The sequence below is a fragment of the Leeuwenhoekiella nanhaiensis genome, assembly GCF_002744755.1.
GTDB classification, from domain to species: Bacteria; Bacteroidota; Bacteroidia; order Flavobacteriales; family Flavobacteriaceae; genus Leeuwenhoekiella; species Leeuwenhoekiella nanhaiensis.
On sequence record NZ_KZ319288.1, the window covers coordinates 524,013 to 545,014 of the forward strand.

Genomic DNA, 21,002 nt, shown 5'->3' on the forward strand with positions numbered 1-21,002 from the left:
TCCTGAAGCATATTTTTTTAGTCCGGTTAAACTTAGTTCACTCCGCCAATTCCAATTCGAGCTGTTCAAGCCTGTGCTCTTCCCGTAATTGACGACGCTGTTGTTTTATGGTAAGTGTACTCCCGTCGTGGCTCCATCCCGGAGGTCCAAAAATATACATCCATTTGTCTCTGAATTTGGGTGACTTTTTGGTGTCTTGCCAGATGTCTTTATACTCGTGGGTAAGAATAATTAACGGATTGTAACTGTTTGGAGCGTGTGTGACTCCGTATTCGATATCAATATCGTCATCGAGCTCTTTAAACGTTCCAAACATACGGTCAAAAATATTGAGGAATCCGCCGTGATTTTTATCCATATACTCCAAATTTCGGGCGTGATGCACCTGATGCATGGTATGCGTATTAAAAACTTTATCGATGATACCCAGTTTTGGTACAAATTGCGAATGCAGCTGAAACTGCCAAAGCGCTTCAATCCCCAGGCAGACCACTAACATTTCGGGCGGAAAACCAATAGCGACAATCCACACATAAAATAAAGGTTTGTAGAAAATGGTAAACCAGCCGTTACGCACGGCGGTTCCTAAATTGAAATTGTCTGACGAGTGGTGTACGATATGTGCGGCCCAAAAAAAACGGACCATATGATTCTGCCGGTGAAACCAGTAATACGAGAAATCATCTGCAAGCTGACAGAGAATCCACACATACCAGGCGTAGCCAAAGGACTCCCAGCCCATAATATTCTGCCGAACCCCATCAACCATTGGGTTGAACAATTCATACACCCAGTTAAAAAGCAGAATAACCGTTATGGTTTTTATGAGCGGAGCAATCAGTGTTGACCCCACTCCCATTGTAAGACTGGCAGCAAGATCTTTCCAGTTGTAAATATGGTCGTGATCGCTGTGCTTACTGTAGGTGAGCTCGACTAAAATTAATCCTAAAAAGCAGGGAACTCCGTAAATCAACGGGTTTGTAAAATCCATAAAGTGGGCTTAGGCGCTAAACATACCGAATGCCGGGCACAATCCCATCTAATTATCCAATAAATCTTAAAAATTTGTGAAATATTCTAATCTCAGGACCAAAGACTAACTATAATTGAAAAATTAGCAACAACTAAATTCTTTTAGTTTCTGATTATTAACGATTTATAAGACTTAAAGCTTTTTGGCTTCTTCCCAGAATACATCCATTTCTCTAAGGGTCATATCGCGTAAATCCTTATTTTTTTCTTTGGCCTTAGCCTCCAAATATTGAAAACGTTTTATAAACTTTTTATTTGTGCGCTCGAGTGCGCTCTCAGGATCTACTTTTAAAAACCGAGCGTAGTTGATCATCGAGAATAAAACATCGCCAAATTCGGCCTCAATTTTTTCCGGATCCTGAGCGTTTACTTCCTCTTGCAATTCTGCGAGTTCTTCCTGTAACTTTTCAAAAACCTGTTGGGGTTCTTCCCAGTCAAAGCCTACTCCCGCCACTTTATCCTGAATGCGACTGGCCTTAACCAGAGCCGGCAGGGATTTTGGCACGCCTTCAAGCACCGATTTTTTTCCTTCTTTAAGTTTTAGATTTTCCCAATTACGCTTAACGTCTTCTTCATTTTCTACATCTATATCGCCGTAAATATGTGGATGCCTTGATATGAGCTTTTCGCAGATTCCGTTAGCAACATCTGCGATATCAAAATCGCCGGTCTCGCTGCCTATTTTTGCATAAAACACAATGTGCAACAGCAAATCACCCAACTCCTTTTTAACTTCACCAAGATCATTATCGAGAATGGCGTCGCCCAACTCATAGGTCTCTTCAATAGTAAGATGCCTTAAAGTCTGTATCGTTTGCTTGCGATCCCAGGGACATTGCTCGCGCAATTCATTCATTATGGTGAGCAGGCGGTCTATGGCTTGCAGTTGATCTTCTCTCGTATTCATTTTCTGGAAAAATTCAGGTCTAAGACCTATTTAAACTATAAAGTTAGGCATCTTGCCACATTAACGTTCGTACTGACCAAATCAATTTAGATCCTGATTTGATTTCAAAAAAAAAACCACAATCTGAATATTCAAATTGTGGTTTTTTGTGCGTTTCAAACGCTTATTTTTTACGGGCTGCAGTGCTTTTTGCAGTACCTCCTTTTTTAGCGGAAGAGGATTTTGGTGCAGCTTTAGTTGCGGCAGGCTTCGCTTTTTCGGTTTTAGGAGCTGCTTTAGCGGCAGGCTTTTCCTTGGGTTCTTCGGCCGCTTGCTCTTCTTCTTTTTGAGCAGGAAGCAAATCGTTTTCCTGTAGCAAATTATACCATTGTATTACTTTCTTAATATCACTGGCATACACGCGGTCTTCATCAAAGTTTGGAAGAATTTCGAAGAAATACGCCTCCAACTCATCTTTAGACCCTTTATGGTCAATGGCTTTACCTCCGTTTTCTTTTTCAGCTATTTTAGCAAAAACCTCACGCAAGGGAGTTTCTCCATCTAAAGTATAAATAGAAATTTCTGAAAGTACACTCACGTTGTGGCGCAGACCTACCGGCATTTTCTTTCCGTCTGTAAGGGACTCTGCAATGAAACCCGTGCGGGTTTGTGCACGTAAATGATATAAACCGGGTTTACCAGAAATTGAAACTATTTTATCTAAACTCATACGTTTTATTTAACCGCTTTAAACGGGATTACTATGTTAATGCTATTTTGAATAAGGGGGCAAATATCTAGGCTCTTTTTTAATTTTCAAAATAAATAAAGCACGCCTATCTGATTTTAACTATCGCAGCTTGATGTCCGGGAAACGCATGCGGTAATCTGCATTGACCTTACCCTTGCTGATGTTACCCAGTTTGTTTTTAATAATGCGTTTTTTAAGGCTGCTCAGTTTGTCTGTAAACAGTACACCTTCAATATGATCGTACTCGTGTTGAATCACGCGGGCCAGCAAACCATCAAATTCTTCAATGTGCTCATTAAAATCGGCATCCTGGTATTTGATCTTGATATTCGGGCATCTGAACACATCTTCATTCACGCCCGGAATACTGAGACAACCCTCATTAAATGCCCATTCATCACCGGTTTCTTCTAAAATTTCAGGATTGATAAACGGTTGCTTAAAGCTTTTTAATCGTTCTTGTTCGGCCTCGCTTAAATCTTCATCATCAGCAAAAGGGGTGGCATCTACCACAAACAATCGAATAGAGCGGCCTATTTGCGGTGCTGCCAGACCTACACCGCTGGCACCATACATAGTCTCAAACATATTTTCGATCAACTCATCAAGACCGGGATAATCTGGTGTTATGGGCTCTGCTTTTTTTCTAAGTACGGGATCTCCGTAAGCCACTATAGGTAAAATCATATCTACTGGTTACTTTTTAAAACCCAAAATGGGCGCTTCAGGCTTATTGATTGTACAAATAAGATTGAAGTATAATGGTCGCACTTATTTCATCAAGAAGTGCTTTGTTTTTACGTTGTTTCTTTTTCATTCCGCCATCAAGCATCGACTGTGCCGCCATTTTAGAAGTAAACCGCTCATCCACACGTTTGATAGGAATACTGGTTATTTTTTCTAAGCTTTCGCGAAATTTCTGAATGTTTGCTTCCACATCAGAAGCTACATTATTGAGGCGTTTTGGTTCCCCTAAAATTATCAAAGCCACATCTTCGGTCTCCAGATACTTTTTTAGAAACGGAAGCAATTCTGAAGTATTTACAGTCGTCAAACCCGAAGCGATAAGCTGTAGCTCATCGGTTACCGCAATACCGGTGCGTTTGGTACCATAATCTAATGCCAGAATGCGAGCCATGTAAATTTTTGGCAAAAGTAAGGTATTCAACTAAGATGAACCAAAAACTCGGCTGCTATGACCCAAAATTAAATAGAACCGCTGTGTTCATTTCATATATCTAAACTTCTGAAGGCTATCTTGGGTTTTTCAAAACTGCTGGGTTATCTTTAGCCCCGCAAAGTAATCTACCTTGAGGCAAGCCCTCGAGGAATTCTTTAAAACTGAATTTTTAATTTCGAGGCAAGCCTCAGAGGTACTATACCTTTGGCTTTGCCAATAAAAAAGTAAACCAACCTTACAACATGCAACAGGTAAAAAATCTTATTGAAGCAGCGTGGGAAGATCGCTCGTTATTACAGGACCAAGTCACTCAGGATGCGATACGCGAAGTGATTGAACTTTTAGACGGAGGCACCCTGCGCGTTGCAGAACCCGATGGTGATGACTGGAAGGTAAACGAATGGGTTAAGAAAGCCGTAGTGCTCTACTTCCCTATTCAAAAAATGGAAAAACTGGAAGTGGGTATTTTTGAATACCACGATAAAATGCCGCTTAAACGCGGGTATCAGGATAAAGGAATACGTGTGGTACCTCACGCAGTGGCCCGCCACGGAGCCTATATCTCTAAAGGGGTGATTATGATGCCCAGTTATGTAAACATCGGTGCTTATGTAGATGAAGGTACTATGGTTGACACCTGGGCAACTGTAGGTAGCTGTGCACAAATAGGTAAAAATGTACACCTTTCGGGAGGTGTGGGTATAGGCGGAGTTTTAGAGCCTTTACAGGCTGCTCCGGTAATCATAGGTGACAATGCATTTATTGGTTCACGCTGCATCGTCGTTGAAGGTGTACGCGTAGGCAAAGAAGCCGTTTTGGGTGCTAATGTGGTGCTTACCGCTTCAACTAAAATCATTGACGTTACCGGCGACGAGCCTAAAGAAACCAAAGGCTATGTTCCACCACGCTCTGTGGTTATTCCGGGAAGTTATACTAAGAAATTTGCTGCCGGTGAGTATCAGGTGCCCTGTGCGCTGATCATTGGTACCCGTAAAGAAAGTACCGATAAGAAAACCTCGCTTAACGACGCGTTACGTGAGTATGATGTGGCGGTGTAAGCTACTTTCTTTCTAAAACATCTTTTTAAAACGCTGCTTGCAGCGTTTTTTTTTGATCTTTTTCCGCTGAAATGACCTGCTTGACTCTGATAAAAGCGATTCGGTTAGCTGTGGAGAAGCCCCGTATAATGATGCGTACTCTTTTGCCATTATGCGAATCATTGTCTTAGAAAGCCACAAACGTCTAAAGTTGTGCAGACGTTCTTTCAGGCTCAATTTCTTAAAACCCATGCGGTTTAAGTCTATCAGGTAAAATTGATAGGATCCGGGAGATTCCTTTTTTATCAATGTATTGCCCGGCGAGTGATCCTGAAAAACGATCTGATTTTCGTGCAACTTGTAAGTAAAAGCAGTCATTTGACGTAAGATTAGCTCCCGTTCGGGCCACTTTGGATTGTGAATCAAATCCCGAAAGTCAAAGTCATATTCCAGATGTACCGAAATATAAAAGCTTTCACCAAGACCTGCATTGAGCTCTTCGTAATAAGCCACCGGGGTTGGAGTTTGCAGTCCGTTTTTGATTAAATAATTGGCGTATTCGTAAGATCTTTTGGCCTTTCCGGCTCTCAAATACCTGTAAACAATAGCATTAAACCAACCGGGGTTTTTAAACTGTTTGATATTAAAAACAGTTCCATTAAGGTTGATTTTTTTAATCGTATTGCGCTTTCCTTTGGTTACATATTCCCCTTGTGTATCAAAATCCTGTAGCGTTGTGAGCAATTGCTCGCGATAACTTTCAAAATCGGGATTAAGAACAAAATTGATACGCATGTAAATTTTAATAACTCTCAAAAAAGAAATACTTTGCGAAGGTAATGCAAGCGACTAACATACTCATCATCCAGAATAAAAGAATAGGCGATGCCCTGCTTACCTCGGTGATTGCAAATAACATCAAAACGGTATTTCCTAAAAGCAAGGTTACCTTTTTTGCTTATGATTATACTTCCGGCGTTTTAGAAAACAACCCCAATATTGATGAGTTATGGCTGGTAAGCGAGAAAGATTTAAAAAATCAGGGTTATTTTCTTAGGACCCTGATTCAGGTACGCAAGAATAAGTACGACCTTATTTTTGATCCGTATGCCAAGTTTCAAAGTAAAATGATGTGTCTGTTTAGCGGCACTCCTCAACGTTTGGGTTTTAAGCGAAAGAACAAAAAGTTAAAGCTTCCTTTTTATACCAAAGCGATTAATTTTAAAGAAAAAGCGACACTACCTTGTGGAAGGGCCATCGAAGATCGGATTAATATGATCGAGACAGCCTTTGAGCTACCCGAACCAGATTACCATCCACGTATTTTCTTAACGGAGGAAGAATTAAATCGAAACATCAACGGACTGGAAGAAAAGCCGGTGATTATGTTTGGAGTTTTGGGCAGTGTACCCAAGAAGTCTATGCCAAAAGCCTACATCGCAGAGCTGGTAAACTACGTTACTTCAACATACGAGGTTTCGGTTCTCTTTAATTACGCCCCACATCAAAAAGCGGATGCGCTCGACATTTATGAGCTTTGCGATCATAAAGACGCTATTAATCTTGACGTGTATGCCGGGTCTATCCGTGACTTTGCGGTGTTGATGAATCAATGCGATATCCTGATTGCTAATGAAGGTGGAAGCGTTCATATAGCCAAGGCTTTGAGCAAACCCACATTTACCATTTATTCGCCCTATATAGATAAGGACGCTTGGAATAGTTTTGAAGACGGAAGCTTTCACCAGTCGGTACATCTCAAGGAAGAACAACCCGAACTTTACAACAGTTTTGACCGGGAAACCACTAAAAAGATTGAAAAAAATCCGGAGTATTTGTATCAGCAACTTACGCCAGAACTTATTCTACAAAAGCTGAAACCCTATCTCAAAAAGCGGAACTTACCACTTAAAGCGCACTAAGCTTCCTGTTTGATTCCAAAAGGTGTGCGTATGACTTTCTGCTCCCGGGTATGTTTCCGGATCGCCTGATTTTTTTGAATGGAAGCTTCGTTTTTGTACCCCCGCGGATGGTCTAAGTGTATAACCACGGCATTATAGCGTATCTGTTTACTTTTGATCCCCAGATTAAACAGGCGCTCGCCGAGTTCGCGATCCTGCCCGCCGTACTGCATACGTTCATCAAAACCATTCACCGCCACAATGTCTTTTTTCCACCCGGATGCATTATGTCCATTCCAGCTCGCATTTGTAGGAGTAGCAAAATTGAGAAAAGCCGCCTTCAGACCACTTGCAGTTAGTTTATTATTTTTAAAGCTACTTTTAAGACCGTGCTGTTTCAGCCATTTAAGATCAAAACACTTTTCACTGAAAATGGTGTCTTTAGTAATAGCTTTTGAAATATCAAGTGGCAGCATAAAATAGCCACCCGAAAGAAAATAGCCCTCTTCCCGAAACTTCACGTGTTGTTCTACAAAGTCTTTACGCGGGATACAATCCCCGTCACTCATAATGATATATTCAGTAGAACAGGCTTCAATGGCCTTGTTTAAAATTTTAGATTTCTGAAATCCATCGTCTTCGTGCCATACGTGAACAATCGGGTAAAATACTTCTTTCTGGATTTTCGTCAGCAGGTTTTTGGTTCGTTCATCTGAGCCATCATCGGCGATAACCACCTCAAACATGCGATAGGTTTGATTGTCATAACCGTATAAAACCTTCTCTAACCATTCGGTTGAATTGTAGGTACTGATGATGATAGAAGTATCTCGTGCATTCATAAGCGCAAAGATAAGTTTTTGTAGATTTGCGCGATGTCAACACTTTCGGTTATTATTCCCACATTTAACGAGGAAGCCTACCTCGCAGATGCATTAAAATCGGTTGATTTTGCAGATGAAATCATCGTAGTTGACAGCAACAGCACAGACGGTACTGCATCAGTGGCTAAAGCATTTGGCGCACAGGTAGTTTTTCGGGATTTTGATAATTTTTCCGCCCAAAAAAACTACGCACTCACCTTCGCTACCGGTAAATGGATCTTATTTCTGGATGCTGATGAACGCATCACACATTCCCTCAAACTGGAATTACTGGAAACTCTTGAAAAAGAGGAATTTGATGGCCTAAAACTAAATTTCCCTCATTTTTATATGAACCGGTTTTTATACCACCACAGTGACACGGTATTACGTGTGGCCCGTCGTGAAAATGCCCGTTTTGAAGGAAATGTACACGAGAAACTGGTTGTTGAAGGCAAAATAAAAACGCTAAAAAATCCCGTTTTACACTACACCTATAAAGGACTTGAAGCCTATATTGCCAAAAAAGACAGCTACGCGTGGTTTCAGGCGAGGCAACGTTATGCTAAAAATGAAAAGGCTTCATTGTTTAAACTCAGTTTTAAACCTGCTTTTCGGTTTTTTAGTTCATTAATTTTAAAAGGAGGCTTACGCGATGGAGTTCCTGGTTTTTCGGTAGCCTCAGTGAATGCCTACGGCGTTTTTCAGCGTTATGTCAAACTATTTTTGATACAAAAAGGTTTTACCGAGGACAAACAAACAACCTATTTAGAAAACGCTGATTTTGAGTTGAATGATACCTATGAAGCGTATCTCAAAAGCCTGCATAGAAAGAGTCACCATGCTGGTTTAGGATTATACGAGTCGGGGTACAAACCTGATTTCATTGATTTTATGCTGAAACCTTTTGGCCAATTTTGGTATCAGTTTTTGATAAAAGGTTTGATTTTTAAAGGTAAAAAGGGATATATTAAGGCTTATTTGCTTGGCTTTGCACAAGTTGAAAAATTCCTTAAGGTGTGGTTGATGCAACGGCACATCAAGTAGTTGAAAACAAAGTTTATTCTTATACCAAAACCAATATCAAGAGTGTGAAACACGTATTTCTAGAGTCACATAACATCAAGAATCCTTATTTTGGGTTTGGCCAGTTTAACTACCATTTAATAAAAGCATTTGCCTCATTAAACGATCCTGAAATACGTTTCACTCTGCACGCAAAGGATATTGATAGCCTCAAACGTGAATTTGGGCCAACATTCGATTATAGAAAATACCGCTCAATCACCCGGTATCCCTTATTCCGTATTCGTAAAAAATACGATGTCTGGCACAGTCTTAATCAAAATATTAAGATTGAACCTGCACGGGATTTACCTTACGTGCTAACCGTGCATGACATCCATTTTGCGAAAGAACAGGCGCAGGATCCCGAGGTTACGAAACGTTTTAAAACGAAACTGCAAAGAAGCTCAGCTATTGTTTACATTTCTGAATTTGCCAAAAAGGATACTCACGCGCATTTTGACGTGCCTTTAGTTCCCGAGTATGTAATTTATAACGGCAATACTATACTCGATACGAAGCTTGCTGAAGATTTTAAACCTAAACATCAACCATCACGCCCCTATTTCTTTAGTATTGGTGAATTTACAGAGCGTAAGAACTTTGGTGTTTTGGTACCTATGCTAAAAAACCTGCCCGATTATGATCTTGTATTAGCCGGGAACACAGATCGCCCCTATCACGACCAACTTTTGGAAATTATAAAAGAATATAATCTCGAAAATCGCATTCATATCGTGGGTAAAATAGATGAACATACCAAGCGGTATTATCTGGCTCACTGTGAAGCTTTGGTTTTCCCGTCGTTACGCGAAGGTTTTGGCATCCCACCTATTGAGGCTATGACTTTCGGAAAACCGGTATTCCTATCCAAAAACACCTCTTTACCCGAAATTGGTGGTCAGGAGGCGTTTTACTGGGATCATTATGACCCCGATTATATGGCGCAAATTGTACGTGATGGGTTGCAAAAATCTAAAACAGATACTAACTATGTTCATCGTGTAAAAGCCCACGCTTCAACTTTTAACTGGCTTGAAACCGCAAAAAACTATATTAAAGTCTACAAGGCACTTTAAGATCAAACAACTAACCTAATGCTCAAAAAACTGAAATATTTTATCAAACGCAAAAAGTTTGAACACCGGCGCAAAAAGTTTGCGCCCTACACAAAAGGGATTATTTACAATACCGAAAATGGCATTATCGCAATGTCTCACGAAGATATGATGATTGGCAAAAGTCTGGGGCGTAAGGGATCCTGGAATTCCAAGGAAATCGATTCGCTTAGAAAAATCGTGCAACCTGATGATATCATATATTTTGTAGGCACCCACGTGGGAACCTTATTAATTCCCATCGCCACGCATTGCAAAAAAGTAATAGGATATGAGGCCAACCCGGAGACCTTTTGGTTTCTGAAAAAGAATGTGGTTTTTAATGATCTGGAAAACGTAGAACTTTTCAATCTGGCTGTGGGTGATTCCAAAAAAAAGATGTGTTTTATTCAAAACCGAATGAATACCGGTGGTAGTAAAGTCAAACCCATAATCAATGATTTCAGATACAAGTTTGATAACCCGGAAGAAATTGAGGTAGACATGATCGCCCTTGACAGTCACACCAAAGAGTTTGACCTGCCGGCTGCAAGTGGCATCGTAATGGACATTGAGGGTGCTGAGTACTTTGCCCTTCAGGGTATGAAAAACACCTTAGAATCTGCACGTTTTCTTTATATGGAATATGTGCCGCATCATTTAAAAAATGTTTCCAACATTAAAAACACCGAACTTATTGATCTCGTTGTACCCTATTTCACGATAGCTGTTTCACAGGCAACAGGAAAAGAATTTGGCCTAACAGAAAATAGAACTGATTTTATTTCCTTTTTAGATTATCTGGACCAAAACGATAAGTCTGACGATTTTCTTTTTAAGAAAAACTAATTTGCTAAAAGCAAGCAAAAACCATGTTTGAAAAAATTAAAAAATCCTGGCACCGAAAAACAACCAGAGCTAAAGCCAAACGTGTTTTGAGCAATCAACCTATCCATAATGAAGGGGTAGTTAATTTACATTGCCTGGATACTGATAATGTGGGGGATTTGTTTTGCGCGCCGCACAATTATTTTGATAAATTAAACAATACGGGCGTTGATCTTAGGGATTATTATGTGACCCATGACAACCGGAACGAACATTATCTAAATGATTTGCTTCAAAAACAACTTATCGTAGGTGGTGGTGGCTTGCTCAATAGAAATGCCTTTCAGTTTGCGATAGACCTTTTCGAACATCTTGCTGATCGCGGAAAGAAAACTGTTCTTTGGGGTCTTGGGCATAATTCAAAAAACACTTTTGAATTTGGTAAGATTACTGCCTACTCAACTGACGTGTCTAAATTTGGCCTTGTTGGAACCCGGGATTATTCGATGCCGGGAGAGTATGTACCCTGCGTAAGCTGTATGCACGAACTTTTCGATAAATCGTATGAGGTAACTGATGAAATAGGGATTATTTTTCACAGAGATACAATTCAAAAGAATGATCTGGTAAACAAATTTGCAGACTATCCCTGCACTTCAAATACGACCAATCTTGAGGAACTGCTCAATTTTATCGGCTCTAAAGAATCATTAATCACAGACAGTTATCACGCTATGTATTGGAGCATGTTGCTGGGTAAAAAAGTAGCTGTGGTTCCCAACAGTTCTAAATTTTACGATTTCAAATACAAACCCGTCTTCACCAATTTTGAAAGCGCTCTTTCAGACCTAAAAAATGCTGAGGCTTATAGTGGAATTTTGGAAGAATGCAGAACTTTGAATACCGGTTTTTATGAAAAAGTAGGTAACTATCTCAATCTATAAGTAATGGCAAAGAAAAAATACGATCAGCGCATTCTTGACGAAGTCAATGAATCACTCACGGTTCTTAAACGCGGCGGACTCCTGCTCTATCCTACCGATACCGTCTGGGGAATAGGTTGTGACGCCACCAATGCCGAGGCTGTAGATAAGGTTTACGAACTAAAAAAACGTCCGGAAAGCAAGGCTTTAATCTGTCTTGTTAGCGATCTCAAAATGCTTAGGCAATATGTAGAAGATATTCCGGAGGTGGCCTACAACATTTTAAAATATGCAGACCAGCCCACCACAATTGTCTATGACAATCCCATTCGCATTGCAGAGAATTTGGTTGCTGAAGACAACACTTTGGGAATTCGCATCGTGCAGGATGAGTTTTGCCAGGCCTTAATTCGTAAACTGGGCAAACCGCTGGTTTCTACCTCTGCAAACCTAAGTGGTGAACCCACCCCAATGCGCTATCCTGAAATAAGCCCCGCGGTTTTGGAAGGAGTGGACTATGTCGTAAATTTGCAGCGCAAACACAAATCGACCAAATCTTCGACCGTAATACGCCTAAGCAGCGATGGTCAGGTGAAGATTTTACGCAAATAGAAGTACATGGCCCTTTTAAAATTTCCGGAAGCTCTAGAGTTAAACATCTTTGAGGTAATTGCTCAGGCTTCGGAAGAGCTCAATCTGGAATCCTACGTTATTGGTGGTTACGTTCGCGATTTTCTCTTGAAACGCGGCGATGCCAAAGACATAGATATTGTCGCGGTAGGAAGCGGAATTGAGCTGGCTCAAAAAGTGGCTTCCCTGCTTCCGCATAAACCCAAAGTACAGGTATTTAAAACCTACGGAACCGCAATGTTGCGTGATGGGGATACCGAAATTGAATTTGTTGGTGCCCGTAAAGAATCCTATTCTGAAGATAGCCGTAATCCTACCGTAGAAAACGGAAGCCTCGAAGATGATCAAAACCGAAGGGATTTTACCATTAACGCTTTGGCACTAAGCCTGAATAAAGAAAGCTTCGGCAATCTGCTTGACCCGTTTAATGGGATTATTGACCTGGAGCGCGAAATCATCAGGACACCTTTAGACCCTGATATTACTTATAGCGACGATCCTTTGCGTATGATGCGCGCCATTCGCTTTGCTTCTCAGCTCAACTTTACTATTGAGCGCAAATCACTGGAAGCCATCAGCGCAAACAACCAACGTATCAAAATCATCACCAATGAGCGCATTGTTGACGAATTGCATAAAATTATGCTCAGCGATAAGCCTTCAACAGGCTTTTTGTTGCTAGAAAAAACCGGTTTGCTTCAGTATATCCTACCCGAACTTACGGCTTTAAAAGGGATCGAAGAGAAGGAAGGTCAAAAGCATAAGGACAACTTTTACCACACGCTTGAAGTCGTAGACAATATTTCTGAAAACACAGAGGATCTCTGGCTGCGATGGGCTGCCTTGCTGCACGACATCGGGAAAGCACCTACCAAACGTTTTGATAAAAAAGTGGGATGGACGTTTCACGGACACGAATTTGTAGGCTCAAAAATGGTCTTCAAACTGTTTAAGAGACTGAAAATGCCCCTGAACGAAAAGATGAAATTCGTTCAGAAGATGGTCTTAATGAGCTCGCGACCCATCGTAATTGCTGAAGATTTTGTGACCGATAGCGCGGTGCGACGGCTTATCTTTGATGCAGGGGATTATCTGGAAGATTTAATGACGCTTTGCGAAGCCGATATCACGACCAAAAACCCAAAGCGCTACCGCAGGTATCATAACAATTTCAAGACCGTCCGTCAAAAGATTGAGGAAGTTGAAGAGCGTGACCATGTACGTAATTTTCAGCCACCGGTAAGTGGTGAGGAAATTATGGAAACCTTTAATCTGAAGCCTTCCCGCGAGATTGGTATTATCAAGGAAGCGATTAAGGAAGCGATTTTAGAAGGAGAAATTCCCAATGAATACGATGCCGCATACGCCTTTATGCTTGAGAAGGGCGCTGAGTTGGGATTAATAGCTTAAGCTATTGTTATTATAATTATTATTTTTTATTTATGATAAATACAGTTTCTTATTTATCGCGAAATGTGGCACTTAAATAAGGGAAAGAAAGCGCCCAAAGCATCTTAAAAAGGTAAATACAATTACAATTGAAATAATAATAACAATATTAATAGCAATAAAAGTTGTACAAAAAATCGATTTTCATCTCGCTTGTTCTCATTTACCTGGTAATTATTGCAGGCGCTGTGGTGCGTATGACCGGCAGCGGAATGGGTTGCCCCGACTGGCCAAAGTGTTTCGGCTACATCATTCCTCCTACTAATGAAGCCGAATTAATCTGGACTCCTGAAAAATCTTATCAAAAAGGTCAGGTTATTATTGTTGATGAAACCCTGCGCGTCGCAAAAAGTGATTTCACCACCGATAGCGAATTTAATCCTCAAAACTGGAATGGTTACGACAAACACAGCTATGCTATTTTCAATCCCTGGCATACGTGGATTGAATATATAAACCGCCTCCTGGGAGCACTTGCCGGACTTTCATTTCTAGTGACTTTAGGCATCGCGATATTTAAAGAGCGCAAGTTCAAACGTATTTTTCTATCGCTGTTAGCGGTTGGCCTCATCGGTTTTCAGGGATGGATTGGCGCCACTGTAGTTTATTCGGTACTCTCCCCAGTTCGCATCACTATTCATATGGTAATCGCACTGCTCATCGTTGCGCTGTTGATTTACATGCTTATCGAAGCGAGTCCTTATAACAAAAGTTTCAAATTTGATAAGGCGTTTAAAAACGGGATGATTATCGCAGTGATTTTAACACTGATTCAGATTGTTTTGGGTACTCAGGTTCGCCAGCATATTGATGAAACCATCGACGTTGTAGGCTACGAGGCCAAAGAACTTTGGCTCCAAAACCCGGTTGTTACCTTTTACATACACAGATCTTTTTCCATTTTGGTTTTACTGCTTAATGCCTGGTTATTCATTCGCAACAAGCGTTTTATTTTAGGGCATAAAAATCTTAAATGGGTGGTGATTTTAATTCTGGCGGAAATTTTCACCGGTGTATTGATGAACTATTTTGAATTTCCATTTTTAACACAACCGTTGCATCTGGTAATTGCATCCGTTTTATTTGGTTTTCAGTTTTATATACTGCTTACCGCATTTAAAGAAAAAGAGGCGCTCTCAAGCACATCTTTACAGTAAATTGTATCTTTGTCGGCCTAAAAATTGAGACCATGATTTACCGTTTTCGAGTCATCTTAGACACTCAGGAAGATATTTTCAGAGATATTGAAATTGAACAAACTGCCACCTGTGAGGATTTTCACAATGCCATAACCCAAAGTTTTGGCTTTGACGGCACCGAGATGGCATCCTTTTACATCAGTGATGATGAGTGGCGCCAGGGAGAAGAAATCGCGCTTTTTGATATGAGCGAGTCTGAAAACCCACTGCGGGCGATGAGCGAAACCCTGTTACAGGATGTTCTTTCTGAAGATCAAACCCGAATGATTTACGTATATGACTTCTTCAATCTGTGGACGTTTTTTGTAGAACTCGCAGAAATTACAGAAGCCAATGACGGGCAGTCCTATCCCAACCTGATGTTTGCCCACGGTCAAATCCCTGCGCAGGCTCCTGAAGCTGATTTTTCAGGTGATGAGGATGATTTTAATGATGATCCGTTTGCAGACGATGAAGATGACTACGACATCGAAGATTACGAAGGGCTTGACTTTGACGAAAATTGGAATTAAATAGATTTTAGACACTAGATATTAAGAATTTAGACTTAATCTTATATCTCCCGTCTCACATCTAAAATCTCAAATCTTACATCTAAACAATGATCAACTTATATTCGGCTCAGATTGAGTCTCTTTCTATACATCGCGTAGGTAACAAAAGCCGTTCTGAAGGCGCTTTTCTATCTAAAGAGCGCTACCAGCTTAACGATGAGATTACCCCGCTTATCAAAGAATTTTTCTTTAAGCCGTTCCGTGATAAAGAAGAAAATTACTATCAATTCGTTCACGAGAGCGATCTGGAGTTTCACGAGTTGTCTAGCCTTGTAAAATCCATTTTTGAGAACCCATCGCGCTCTCACGAGGTTTCTGTAGCTATCGCAAAACTACTTTACGAGCAGTCTGAACATCCGCACATCAAACCGGGTGAAGTCTATGTCGCGCATATTGAAAATGTAATGCTAGACAATGAAAAAGTGGATGCTGTTGGCGTTTTTAAATCGGAATTGAAACAGGATTTTCTGCAATTTAAGGAAGGTGAAAGCAACCTCAATATGCATTTGGAGCAGGGAGTAAGCCTGAATAAACTGGATAAAGGCTGTCTGATCTTTAATAAAAATGCTGAAGAAGGTTATAAAATTCTTTCCATAGATTCTAACCGTTACGATGCCAAATATTGGCTTGATAGCTTCTTAGGCGTAGATATTTTAGCCGATGAAAACTTTCATACCAAAAAGTATTTAAAATTTTGTCAGGACTTTGCCAAAGACGTGGTGCTACCGGCGGAAGACAAGAAAGAAGAAGTGATGTTTATGAACCGTGCGGTAAATCATTTTGCCAAAAACGATGAGTTTGTAGAGCAAAACTTTATGAATGAGGTGATGGAAAATCCGGCGCTGATTCCGGAATTCAACAATTACAAGCTGGAGAAAGCTCCTAAATATAAAATTGAGGATCTCACCTCCTTCCCTATTTCAAACACAGCTGTTTCCGCTGCACGAAAGAAAATCAAAAGCGTAATCCAACTCGATACCAATATTCAGATAAAACTCGATTTTATCAATCCCGAGAGCGCCGAGAAATTTGTCGAAAAAGGCTGGGATGAAGAACGCCAGATGTATTATTACCTGGTGTATTTCAATAAAGAGCAAAAATCTTAAAAATTAATACTCACTCATTCTGAGTTATTTGTCAGTCTGAGCCTGTCGAAGACCATTCACGAAAAAACTTCGACAGGCTCAGTTTGACATTTTTTTATTCAAGTATTTTGAAGCTTCTAGCCCTTAAGGAGGTTTAAAATCAGAATAAACAAACGGGCAAAAATAAAGGTTACCAGACCAAAAACCGTAGTCAGGAAAGCCACTTTCAATCCGCCGGCCATCATACCCTGAGACACATCGCCCATACTTTCAACCGCATCGAAGGCTTCGATCAGGCCTATCACACTGCCCAAAATCCCCCAGCTTAGGATAAACAGGCTGATGTTGCTGATTAAAACGATGGTTTGGGCTTTATCAGCTTTGCTGAGCAACTGACGCACAAACAGCGCGACAATCACTATAAATACAATAACGATTGGCCACATAAAAAAAGGACCACCTTCCTGAATTCGGTCTAGTAACATACTTTGGTTTTTAAAAGATTACCCTTCAAAACTAACTGGAATAAAGGTAGCCGAATTTTATTTGCGACGGCTAACGGGTTTTTATCGGGATTCAACGCTATAGATGACCCGGTCAAAAACCCCGTAAAAACAGTCATTCGTCTCAAAAGGCTATGGGTTTCGGGCTTTTTTAGCATCTTGCAGCTATGGATTTGCTGAAGTTTAACCAGACTAAACTCTTTGCCTCGCACTTTTTATTATGGGTGGGCGTCTGGTTTTTTTATGTGTATTTCTTTAGCTATAATACCACCAACACGCTCTACGTCACCTGGTTTTCAAGCATTCTATTGCCTATAACAATGCTCACCACCTACACTACGGTTTACTACCTGATCCCAAGGTATTTGATGAATCGTAAATACTGGCTTTTTGGTTTGTACAGTACCTATGTTGTCATTTTCACCGCTTTTCTCACTACGGTGACGATGATAGGCAGCTTTATCTTTATCTCCAATCTACAGGTCGAAAATACTCCGGTGATGAGCCGCAATCTGGTGTTTATCCTGATCCTGATCTATCTGGTCGTAGGTTTAGTAAGCTTTGTTTATATTCTCAATCACAATTTCAACACCCTTTCCCGAAATAAAAATCTGGAGAATAAAATTCTCGATGCGCAGTTGCATCTTAAGGATCAGGAACTGCATTACCTGAAAAAGCAAATCCATCCCCATTTTTTGTTTAATGCACTCAATACCATTTACGGTTTCGCGCTCAAACAATCCTTGCAAACCCCTGATATCATTCTGAAACTGTCAAATTTGCTCGATTACATCCTGTATCAGGTGACCGAGAAAGAAGTTTTTCTTAAACAGGAACTCGATCACATAGAAGAATACATAAGTTTGGAACAAATACGTTTTCAGGATACGCTTGAGGTTACTATTGCTAAAAATGATTTTGACGAAAGCATTCGAGTACCGCCCATGCTGTTTCTCCCGTTTGTGGAAAATGCGTTTAAACACGGGGCTATCGTAGACGGAAAACTTCAGATTCATATGAAATTTGAAGTTACTAAGACACAGTTGTTCTTCCACATTGAAAACAGCACGAGAAATGAGGAAACCGAGACTGAAACAGCCAGGATCGGCCTTACAAACATCCGGAAGCGACTCGAATTGTTGTATCCCAATCACTATGATTTGCGGGTGGAAACACCTAAAAACAGCTATGTGGTAAATTTAAAAATCAGCTTGCATGACTAAAAAACTCCTGGCATTAATTGTTGACGACGAACCCGCTGCACGTGAAATTCTGAAAACGCACTTGCAGCGCATTCCCGAAGTAGCGATTCAGGGCGAATTTATAAATGCCATCGACGCGCTTTCGTTTTTAAAGAATAATCCCGCAGATCTTGTTTTTCTTGACATCAATATGCCCGAAGTCACCGGTCTCTCATTTGCTAAACTTGTTCAAAAAGAAATCCAGGTTATTTTCACCACCGCCCATCGGGAATATGCGGTTGAAGGTTTTGAATTGCAGGCCGTAGATTACCTGCTCAAACCCATTTCGTTTGAACGTTTGGTTCAGGCTGTCTACAAATGCACCGGCAGGCAATCTGAAAAACAAACCCTGGAAAAGCCTTTAGTGCTCGATAAAACTGCAAATCCTTTTGTATTTGTCCGTTCCGACCGCAAGATGATTAAGATTGATTTTGACGAAATTATCTATGTGGAAAGTCTGAGCGATTACATCAAAATCCATACGCAAACAGAGACGCATGTCACCCGGGAGACCATTTCCAATTTTGAATCTAAATTACCTCCCGATCAGTTTTTACGCATTCACCGCTCTTTTATTGTCGCGGCTTCAGCTATCAAAGCCTATACGGCAGAACACATCGAGATCGAAGGTGAAACTTTGCCCATCAGCCGTAGTTACCGCGACACGGTGGTTCAATTTTTAGCCAAATACGAATAAATAAAAGCCTCACAGCTCTTTGAGACCTGTGAGGTTTAGAAAACGACTTGAAAGCTTTGGTCTTAAATTAAGCCATTTCTTTAACCTGCTCCTGATAGGTCTTGATGCGGTCTCGCAGTTTAGCGGCTTCCATAAAGTCCAGCTCTTTTGCAGCGGTTTCCATTTGTTTACGAGTATCTCTAATGAGTTTCTCGAGTTTAGGTTTGCTGATATAGGCCGTGTCCGGTTCGGCAGCCATATTGGTAAGTTCTTCCGCTTCAAATTTGAACTTTTCCTTCTTGGCCAAAGCACTTTCCAGTGATTTCTTGATCGCCATAGGTTTCAAACCATGCGCTTCGTTATATGCGATTTGCTTTTGACGTCGGTATTCGGAAGCATCAATGGTTTCCTGCATACTCTTCGTAATCGTATCGGCATACATAATGGCGAGACCGTTGATATTTCGCGCAGCGCGACCAATGGTCTGCGTCAGCGAACGGTTGCTTCTTAAAAATCCTTCCTTATCGGCATCTAAAATAGCCACAAGGGAAACTTCAGGTAAATCCAGACCTTCCCGCAGGAGGTTTACGCCTACCAACACGTCAAAAATCCCTTTTCGCAGGTCAGACATAATTTCCACACGCTCCAGAGTATCCACATCGGAGTGAATATAACGGGTTCTGATGTCCACCCGGGTCAGGTATTTTGTCAATTCTTCCGCCATACGCTTGGTTAAGGTTGTAACCAGCGTACGCTCGTCTTTATCCACCCGCTTCTGAATTTCTTCAATCAAATCATCTATCTGATTGAGACTGGGACGTACCTCAACGATTGGATCCAACAATCCGGTAGGACGTATGATCTGCTCCACGTAGGTTCCTTCAGACTTTTGCAACTCATAATCCGCCGGAGTCGCACTCACATAAATCACCTGATTTTGTAAAGCTTCAAATTCTTCAAACTTTAACGGCCGGTTATCCATCGCCGCAGGAAGTCTGAATCCGTATTCCACCAAGTTTTCCTTACGGCTTCGGTCACCACCATACATCGCACTCACCTGAGACACGGTTACGTGACTTTCATCCACAACCATCAAATAGTCATCGGGGAAATAATCAAGCAGACAGAACGGCCTGGTGCCGGGTTCCCTTCCGTCCAGATAGCGCGAGTAATTCTCAATCCCGCTGCAATAACCCAGTTCGCGTATCATTTCCAGATCAAAGTTGGTGCGCTCTTCAAGTCTTTTGGCCTCCAAATGCTTACCAATTTCCTTGAAATACTCCACCTGCTTTACCATATCAAAACCGATCTGATCAATCGCGTTCTGCAAACGATCCGGACTCGTCACAAACATATTGGCCGGGTAAATATTAAGGCGGTCGTATTTCTCCAAAATCTCGTTGGTTGTGACATCAAAAGCTTCGATATCTTCGATCTCATCACCAAAGAAATGTACGCGAAACGCGTGATCATCGTATCCCGGAAAAATATCAACCGTATCTCCTTTTATGCGGAAATTACCCCGATTGAATTCGCCGGTGGTACGGCTGTAGAGACTTTGTACGAGTCGCTTGAGCAACATCGTACGCGAAATCACCATATCTTTTTCAATGGAAATCACGTTTTTCTGAAATTCCACTGGGTTTCCGATACCGTATAAGCAGGAAACCGAAGCAACTACAATAATATCACGACGGCCGCTCAAAAGGGAGGACGTGGTGCTCAAACGCAGTTTTTCGATCTCTTCATTGATCGAAAGATCTTTTTCGATATACGTTCCTGAAGTGGGGATATAGGCTTCCGGCTGATAATAATCGTAATAGGAAACGAAATACTCCACCGCATTGTTCGGAAAAAAAGCCTTGAATTCGCTGTATAACTGGGCAGCAAGTGTTTTGTTGTGTGCCAGTACCAAAGTGGGTTTTTGCACTTCCTGCAAAACGTTAGCAACGGTAAAAGTCTTACCACTACCGGTAACTCCCAAAAGCGTTTGATAGCGTTCGCCGGAATCAATGCCCTGCACCAGTTGTTTGATTGCAGAAGGCTGATCGCCGGTAGGTTTAAATTCGGATTGTATGTTGAATTTCAAGATGCTGAATTTT

Annotated in this window: 22 protein-coding genes; 13 read left to right on the forward strand and 9 right to left on the reverse strand. The window is 41.1% G+C overall.

All coding sequences use genetic code 11. The features are described 5' to 3' along the window. Positions 1-37: 37 nt before the first annotated feature. The 5 genes from CJ305_RS06040 to ruvX all read right to left on the reverse strand — a co-directional run bounded on the left by CJ305_RS06040 (position 38) and on the right by ruvX (position 3,807). Positions 38-991, reverse strand: a complete 954-nt coding sequence (locus CJ305_RS06040) for a sterol desaturase family protein (protein WP_099645342.1) — start codon at positions 989-991, stop codon at positions 38-40. Positions 992-1,165: 174 nt separating this feature from the next. Further along, positions 1,166-1,939, reverse strand: a complete 774-nt coding sequence (gene mazG / locus CJ305_RS06045; RefSeq protein ID WP_099645343.1) for a nucleoside triphosphate pyrophosphohydrolase — start codon at positions 1,937-1,939, stop codon at positions 1,166-1,168. Positions 1,940-2,102: 163 nt separating this feature from the next. Beyond that, on the reverse strand, positions 2,103-2,648 hold the full coding sequence (locus CJ305_RS06050) for a DUF5606 family protein (RefSeq protein ID WP_099645344.1): 546 nt from the start codon (positions 2,646-2,648) through the stop codon (positions 2,103-2,105). A 120-nt stretch (positions 2,649-2,768) separates the two neighbouring features. After that, entirely contained in the window at positions 2,769-3,356 is a 588-nt protein-coding gene (def, locus tag CJ305_RS06055) for a peptide deformylase (RefSeq protein ID WP_099645345.1), read from the reverse strand. Between the two features lie 43 nt (positions 3,357-3,399). After that, entirely contained in the window at positions 3,400-3,807 is a 408-nt protein-coding gene (gene ruvX, locus CJ305_RS06060) for a Holliday junction resolvase RuvX (RefSeq protein WP_099645346.1), read from the reverse strand. Between the two features lie 284 nt (positions 3,808-4,091). Here ruvX and CJ305_RS06065 point away from each other — a divergent pair, with 284 nt between their 5' ends. Further along, positions 4,092-4,907, forward strand: coding sequence for a 2,3,4,5-tetrahydropyridine-2,6-dicarboxylate N-succinyltransferase (locus CJ305_RS06065; RefSeq protein WP_099645347.1), 816 nt, complete (start codon positions 4,092-4,094; stop codon positions 4,905-4,907). A gap of 12 nt (positions 4,908-4,919) precedes the next feature. On the opposite strand, the gene CJ305_RS06070 is transcribed toward CJ305_RS06065, so the two are convergent. Beyond that, positions 4,920-5,681 carry a lipopolysaccharide kinase InaA family protein gene (locus CJ305_RS06070; RefSeq protein WP_099645348.1) on the reverse strand — a complete coding sequence of 254 codons (762 nt, stop codon included), beginning with the start codon at positions 5,679-5,681 and terminating at the stop codon, positions 4,920-4,922. A 44-nt stretch (positions 5,682-5,725) separates the two neighbouring features. Between CJ305_RS06070 and CJ305_RS06075 the strand changes: the two genes are divergently transcribed. Beyond that, complete coding sequence (locus tag CJ305_RS06075; RefSeq protein ID WP_099645349.1) at positions 5,726-6,808, forward strand: glycosyltransferase family 9 protein; 1,083 nt, start codon at positions 5,726-5,728, stop codon at positions 6,806-6,808. Here CJ305_RS06075 and CJ305_RS06080 read toward each other — a convergent pair. Further along, a complete protein-coding gene (locus CJ305_RS06080; protein WP_099645350.1) occupies positions 6,805-7,629 on the reverse strand; it encodes a glycosyltransferase family 2 protein in 825 nt (274 codons plus the stop codon). The two genes, CJ305_RS06075 and CJ305_RS06080, sit on opposite strands and share 4 nt — an antisense overlap. 33 nt (positions 7,630-7,662) lie before the next feature. On the opposite strand from CJ305_RS06080, the gene CJ305_RS06085 reads away from it, so the two are divergent. The 9 genes from CJ305_RS06085 (at position 7,663) to CJ305_RS06125 (ending at position 16,501) form a co-directional block, all read left to right on the forward strand. Next, entirely contained in the window at positions 7,663-8,697 is a 1,035-nt protein-coding gene (locus CJ305_RS06085; RefSeq protein ID WP_099645351.1) for a glycosyltransferase family 2 protein, read from the forward strand. A 44-nt stretch (positions 8,698-8,741) separates the two neighbouring features. Continuing rightward, positions 8,742-9,794 (forward strand): glycosyltransferase family 4 protein, encoded by a 1,053-nt coding sequence (locus tag CJ305_RS06090; RefSeq protein ID WP_099645476.1) that lies wholly within the window; start codon positions 8,742-8,744, stop codon positions 9,792-9,794. Positions 9,795-9,812: 18 nt separating this feature from the next. Continuing rightward, complete coding sequence (locus CJ305_RS06095) at positions 9,813-10,661, forward strand: FkbM family methyltransferase (protein ID WP_099645352.1); 849 nt, start codon at positions 9,813-9,815, stop codon at positions 10,659-10,661. A 23-nt stretch (positions 10,662-10,684) separates the two neighbouring features. Beyond that, a complete protein-coding gene (locus tag CJ305_RS06100) occupies positions 10,685-11,584 on the forward strand; it encodes a polysaccharide pyruvyl transferase family protein (RefSeq protein WP_099645353.1) in 900 nt (299 codons plus the stop codon). Between the two features lie 3 nt (positions 11,585-11,587). Further along, positions 11,588-12,175, forward strand: a complete 588-nt coding sequence (locus CJ305_RS06105; RefSeq protein ID WP_099645354.1) for an L-threonylcarbamoyladenylate synthase — start codon at positions 11,588-11,590, stop codon at positions 12,173-12,175. A gap of 6 nt (positions 12,176-12,181) precedes the next feature. Continuing rightward, positions 12,182-13,603, forward strand: coding sequence for a CCA tRNA nucleotidyltransferase (locus CJ305_RS06110; RefSeq protein WP_099645355.1), 1,422 nt, complete (start codon positions 12,182-12,184; stop codon positions 13,601-13,603). A gap of 164 nt (positions 13,604-13,767) precedes the next feature. After that, complete coding sequence (locus tag CJ305_RS06115; RefSeq protein ID WP_099645356.1) at positions 13,768-14,799, forward strand: COX15/CtaA family protein; 1,032 nt, start codon at positions 13,768-13,770, stop codon at positions 14,797-14,799. 32 nt (positions 14,800-14,831) lie between these two features. Next, entirely contained in the window at positions 14,832-15,353 is a 522-nt protein-coding gene (locus tag CJ305_RS06120) for an IS1096 element passenger TnpR family protein (protein ID WP_099645357.1), read from the forward strand. Positions 15,354-15,442: 89 nt separating this feature from the next. Further along, the gene (locus tag CJ305_RS06125) at positions 15,443-16,501 is read left to right on the forward strand and encodes a nucleoid-associated protein (protein ID WP_099645358.1); all 1,059 of its coding nucleotides are present in this window, start codon (positions 15,443-15,445) and stop codon (positions 16,499-16,501) included. 116 nt (positions 16,502-16,617) lie between these two features. Here CJ305_RS06125 and CJ305_RS06130 read toward each other — a convergent pair whose 3' ends face one another. Further along, a complete protein-coding gene (locus CJ305_RS06130; RefSeq protein ID WP_099645359.1) occupies positions 16,618-16,965 on the reverse strand; it encodes a MotA/TolQ/ExbB proton channel family protein in 348 nt (115 codons plus the stop codon). 185 nt (positions 16,966-17,150) lie between these two features. On the opposite strand from CJ305_RS06130, the gene CJ305_RS06140 reads away from it, so the two are divergent. Then, a complete protein-coding gene (locus CJ305_RS06140) occupies positions 17,151-18,206 on the forward strand; it encodes a sensor histidine kinase (protein ID WP_099645361.1) in 1,056 nt (351 codons plus the stop codon). Continuing rightward, entirely contained in the window at positions 18,199-18,921 is a 723-nt protein-coding gene (locus CJ305_RS06145) for a LytR/AlgR family response regulator transcription factor (RefSeq protein WP_099645362.1), read from the forward strand. The genes CJ305_RS06140 and CJ305_RS06145 overlap by 8 nt, the downstream gene beginning before the upstream one ends. A 67-nt stretch (positions 18,922-18,988) precedes the next feature. On the opposite strand, the gene uvrB is transcribed toward CJ305_RS06145, so the two are convergent. Then, a complete protein-coding gene (gene uvrB / locus CJ305_RS06150; RefSeq protein WP_099645363.1) occupies positions 18,989-20,989 on the reverse strand; it encodes an excinuclease ABC subunit UvrB in 2,001 nt (666 codons plus the stop codon). Positions 20,990-21,002: the final 13 nt, after the last annotated feature.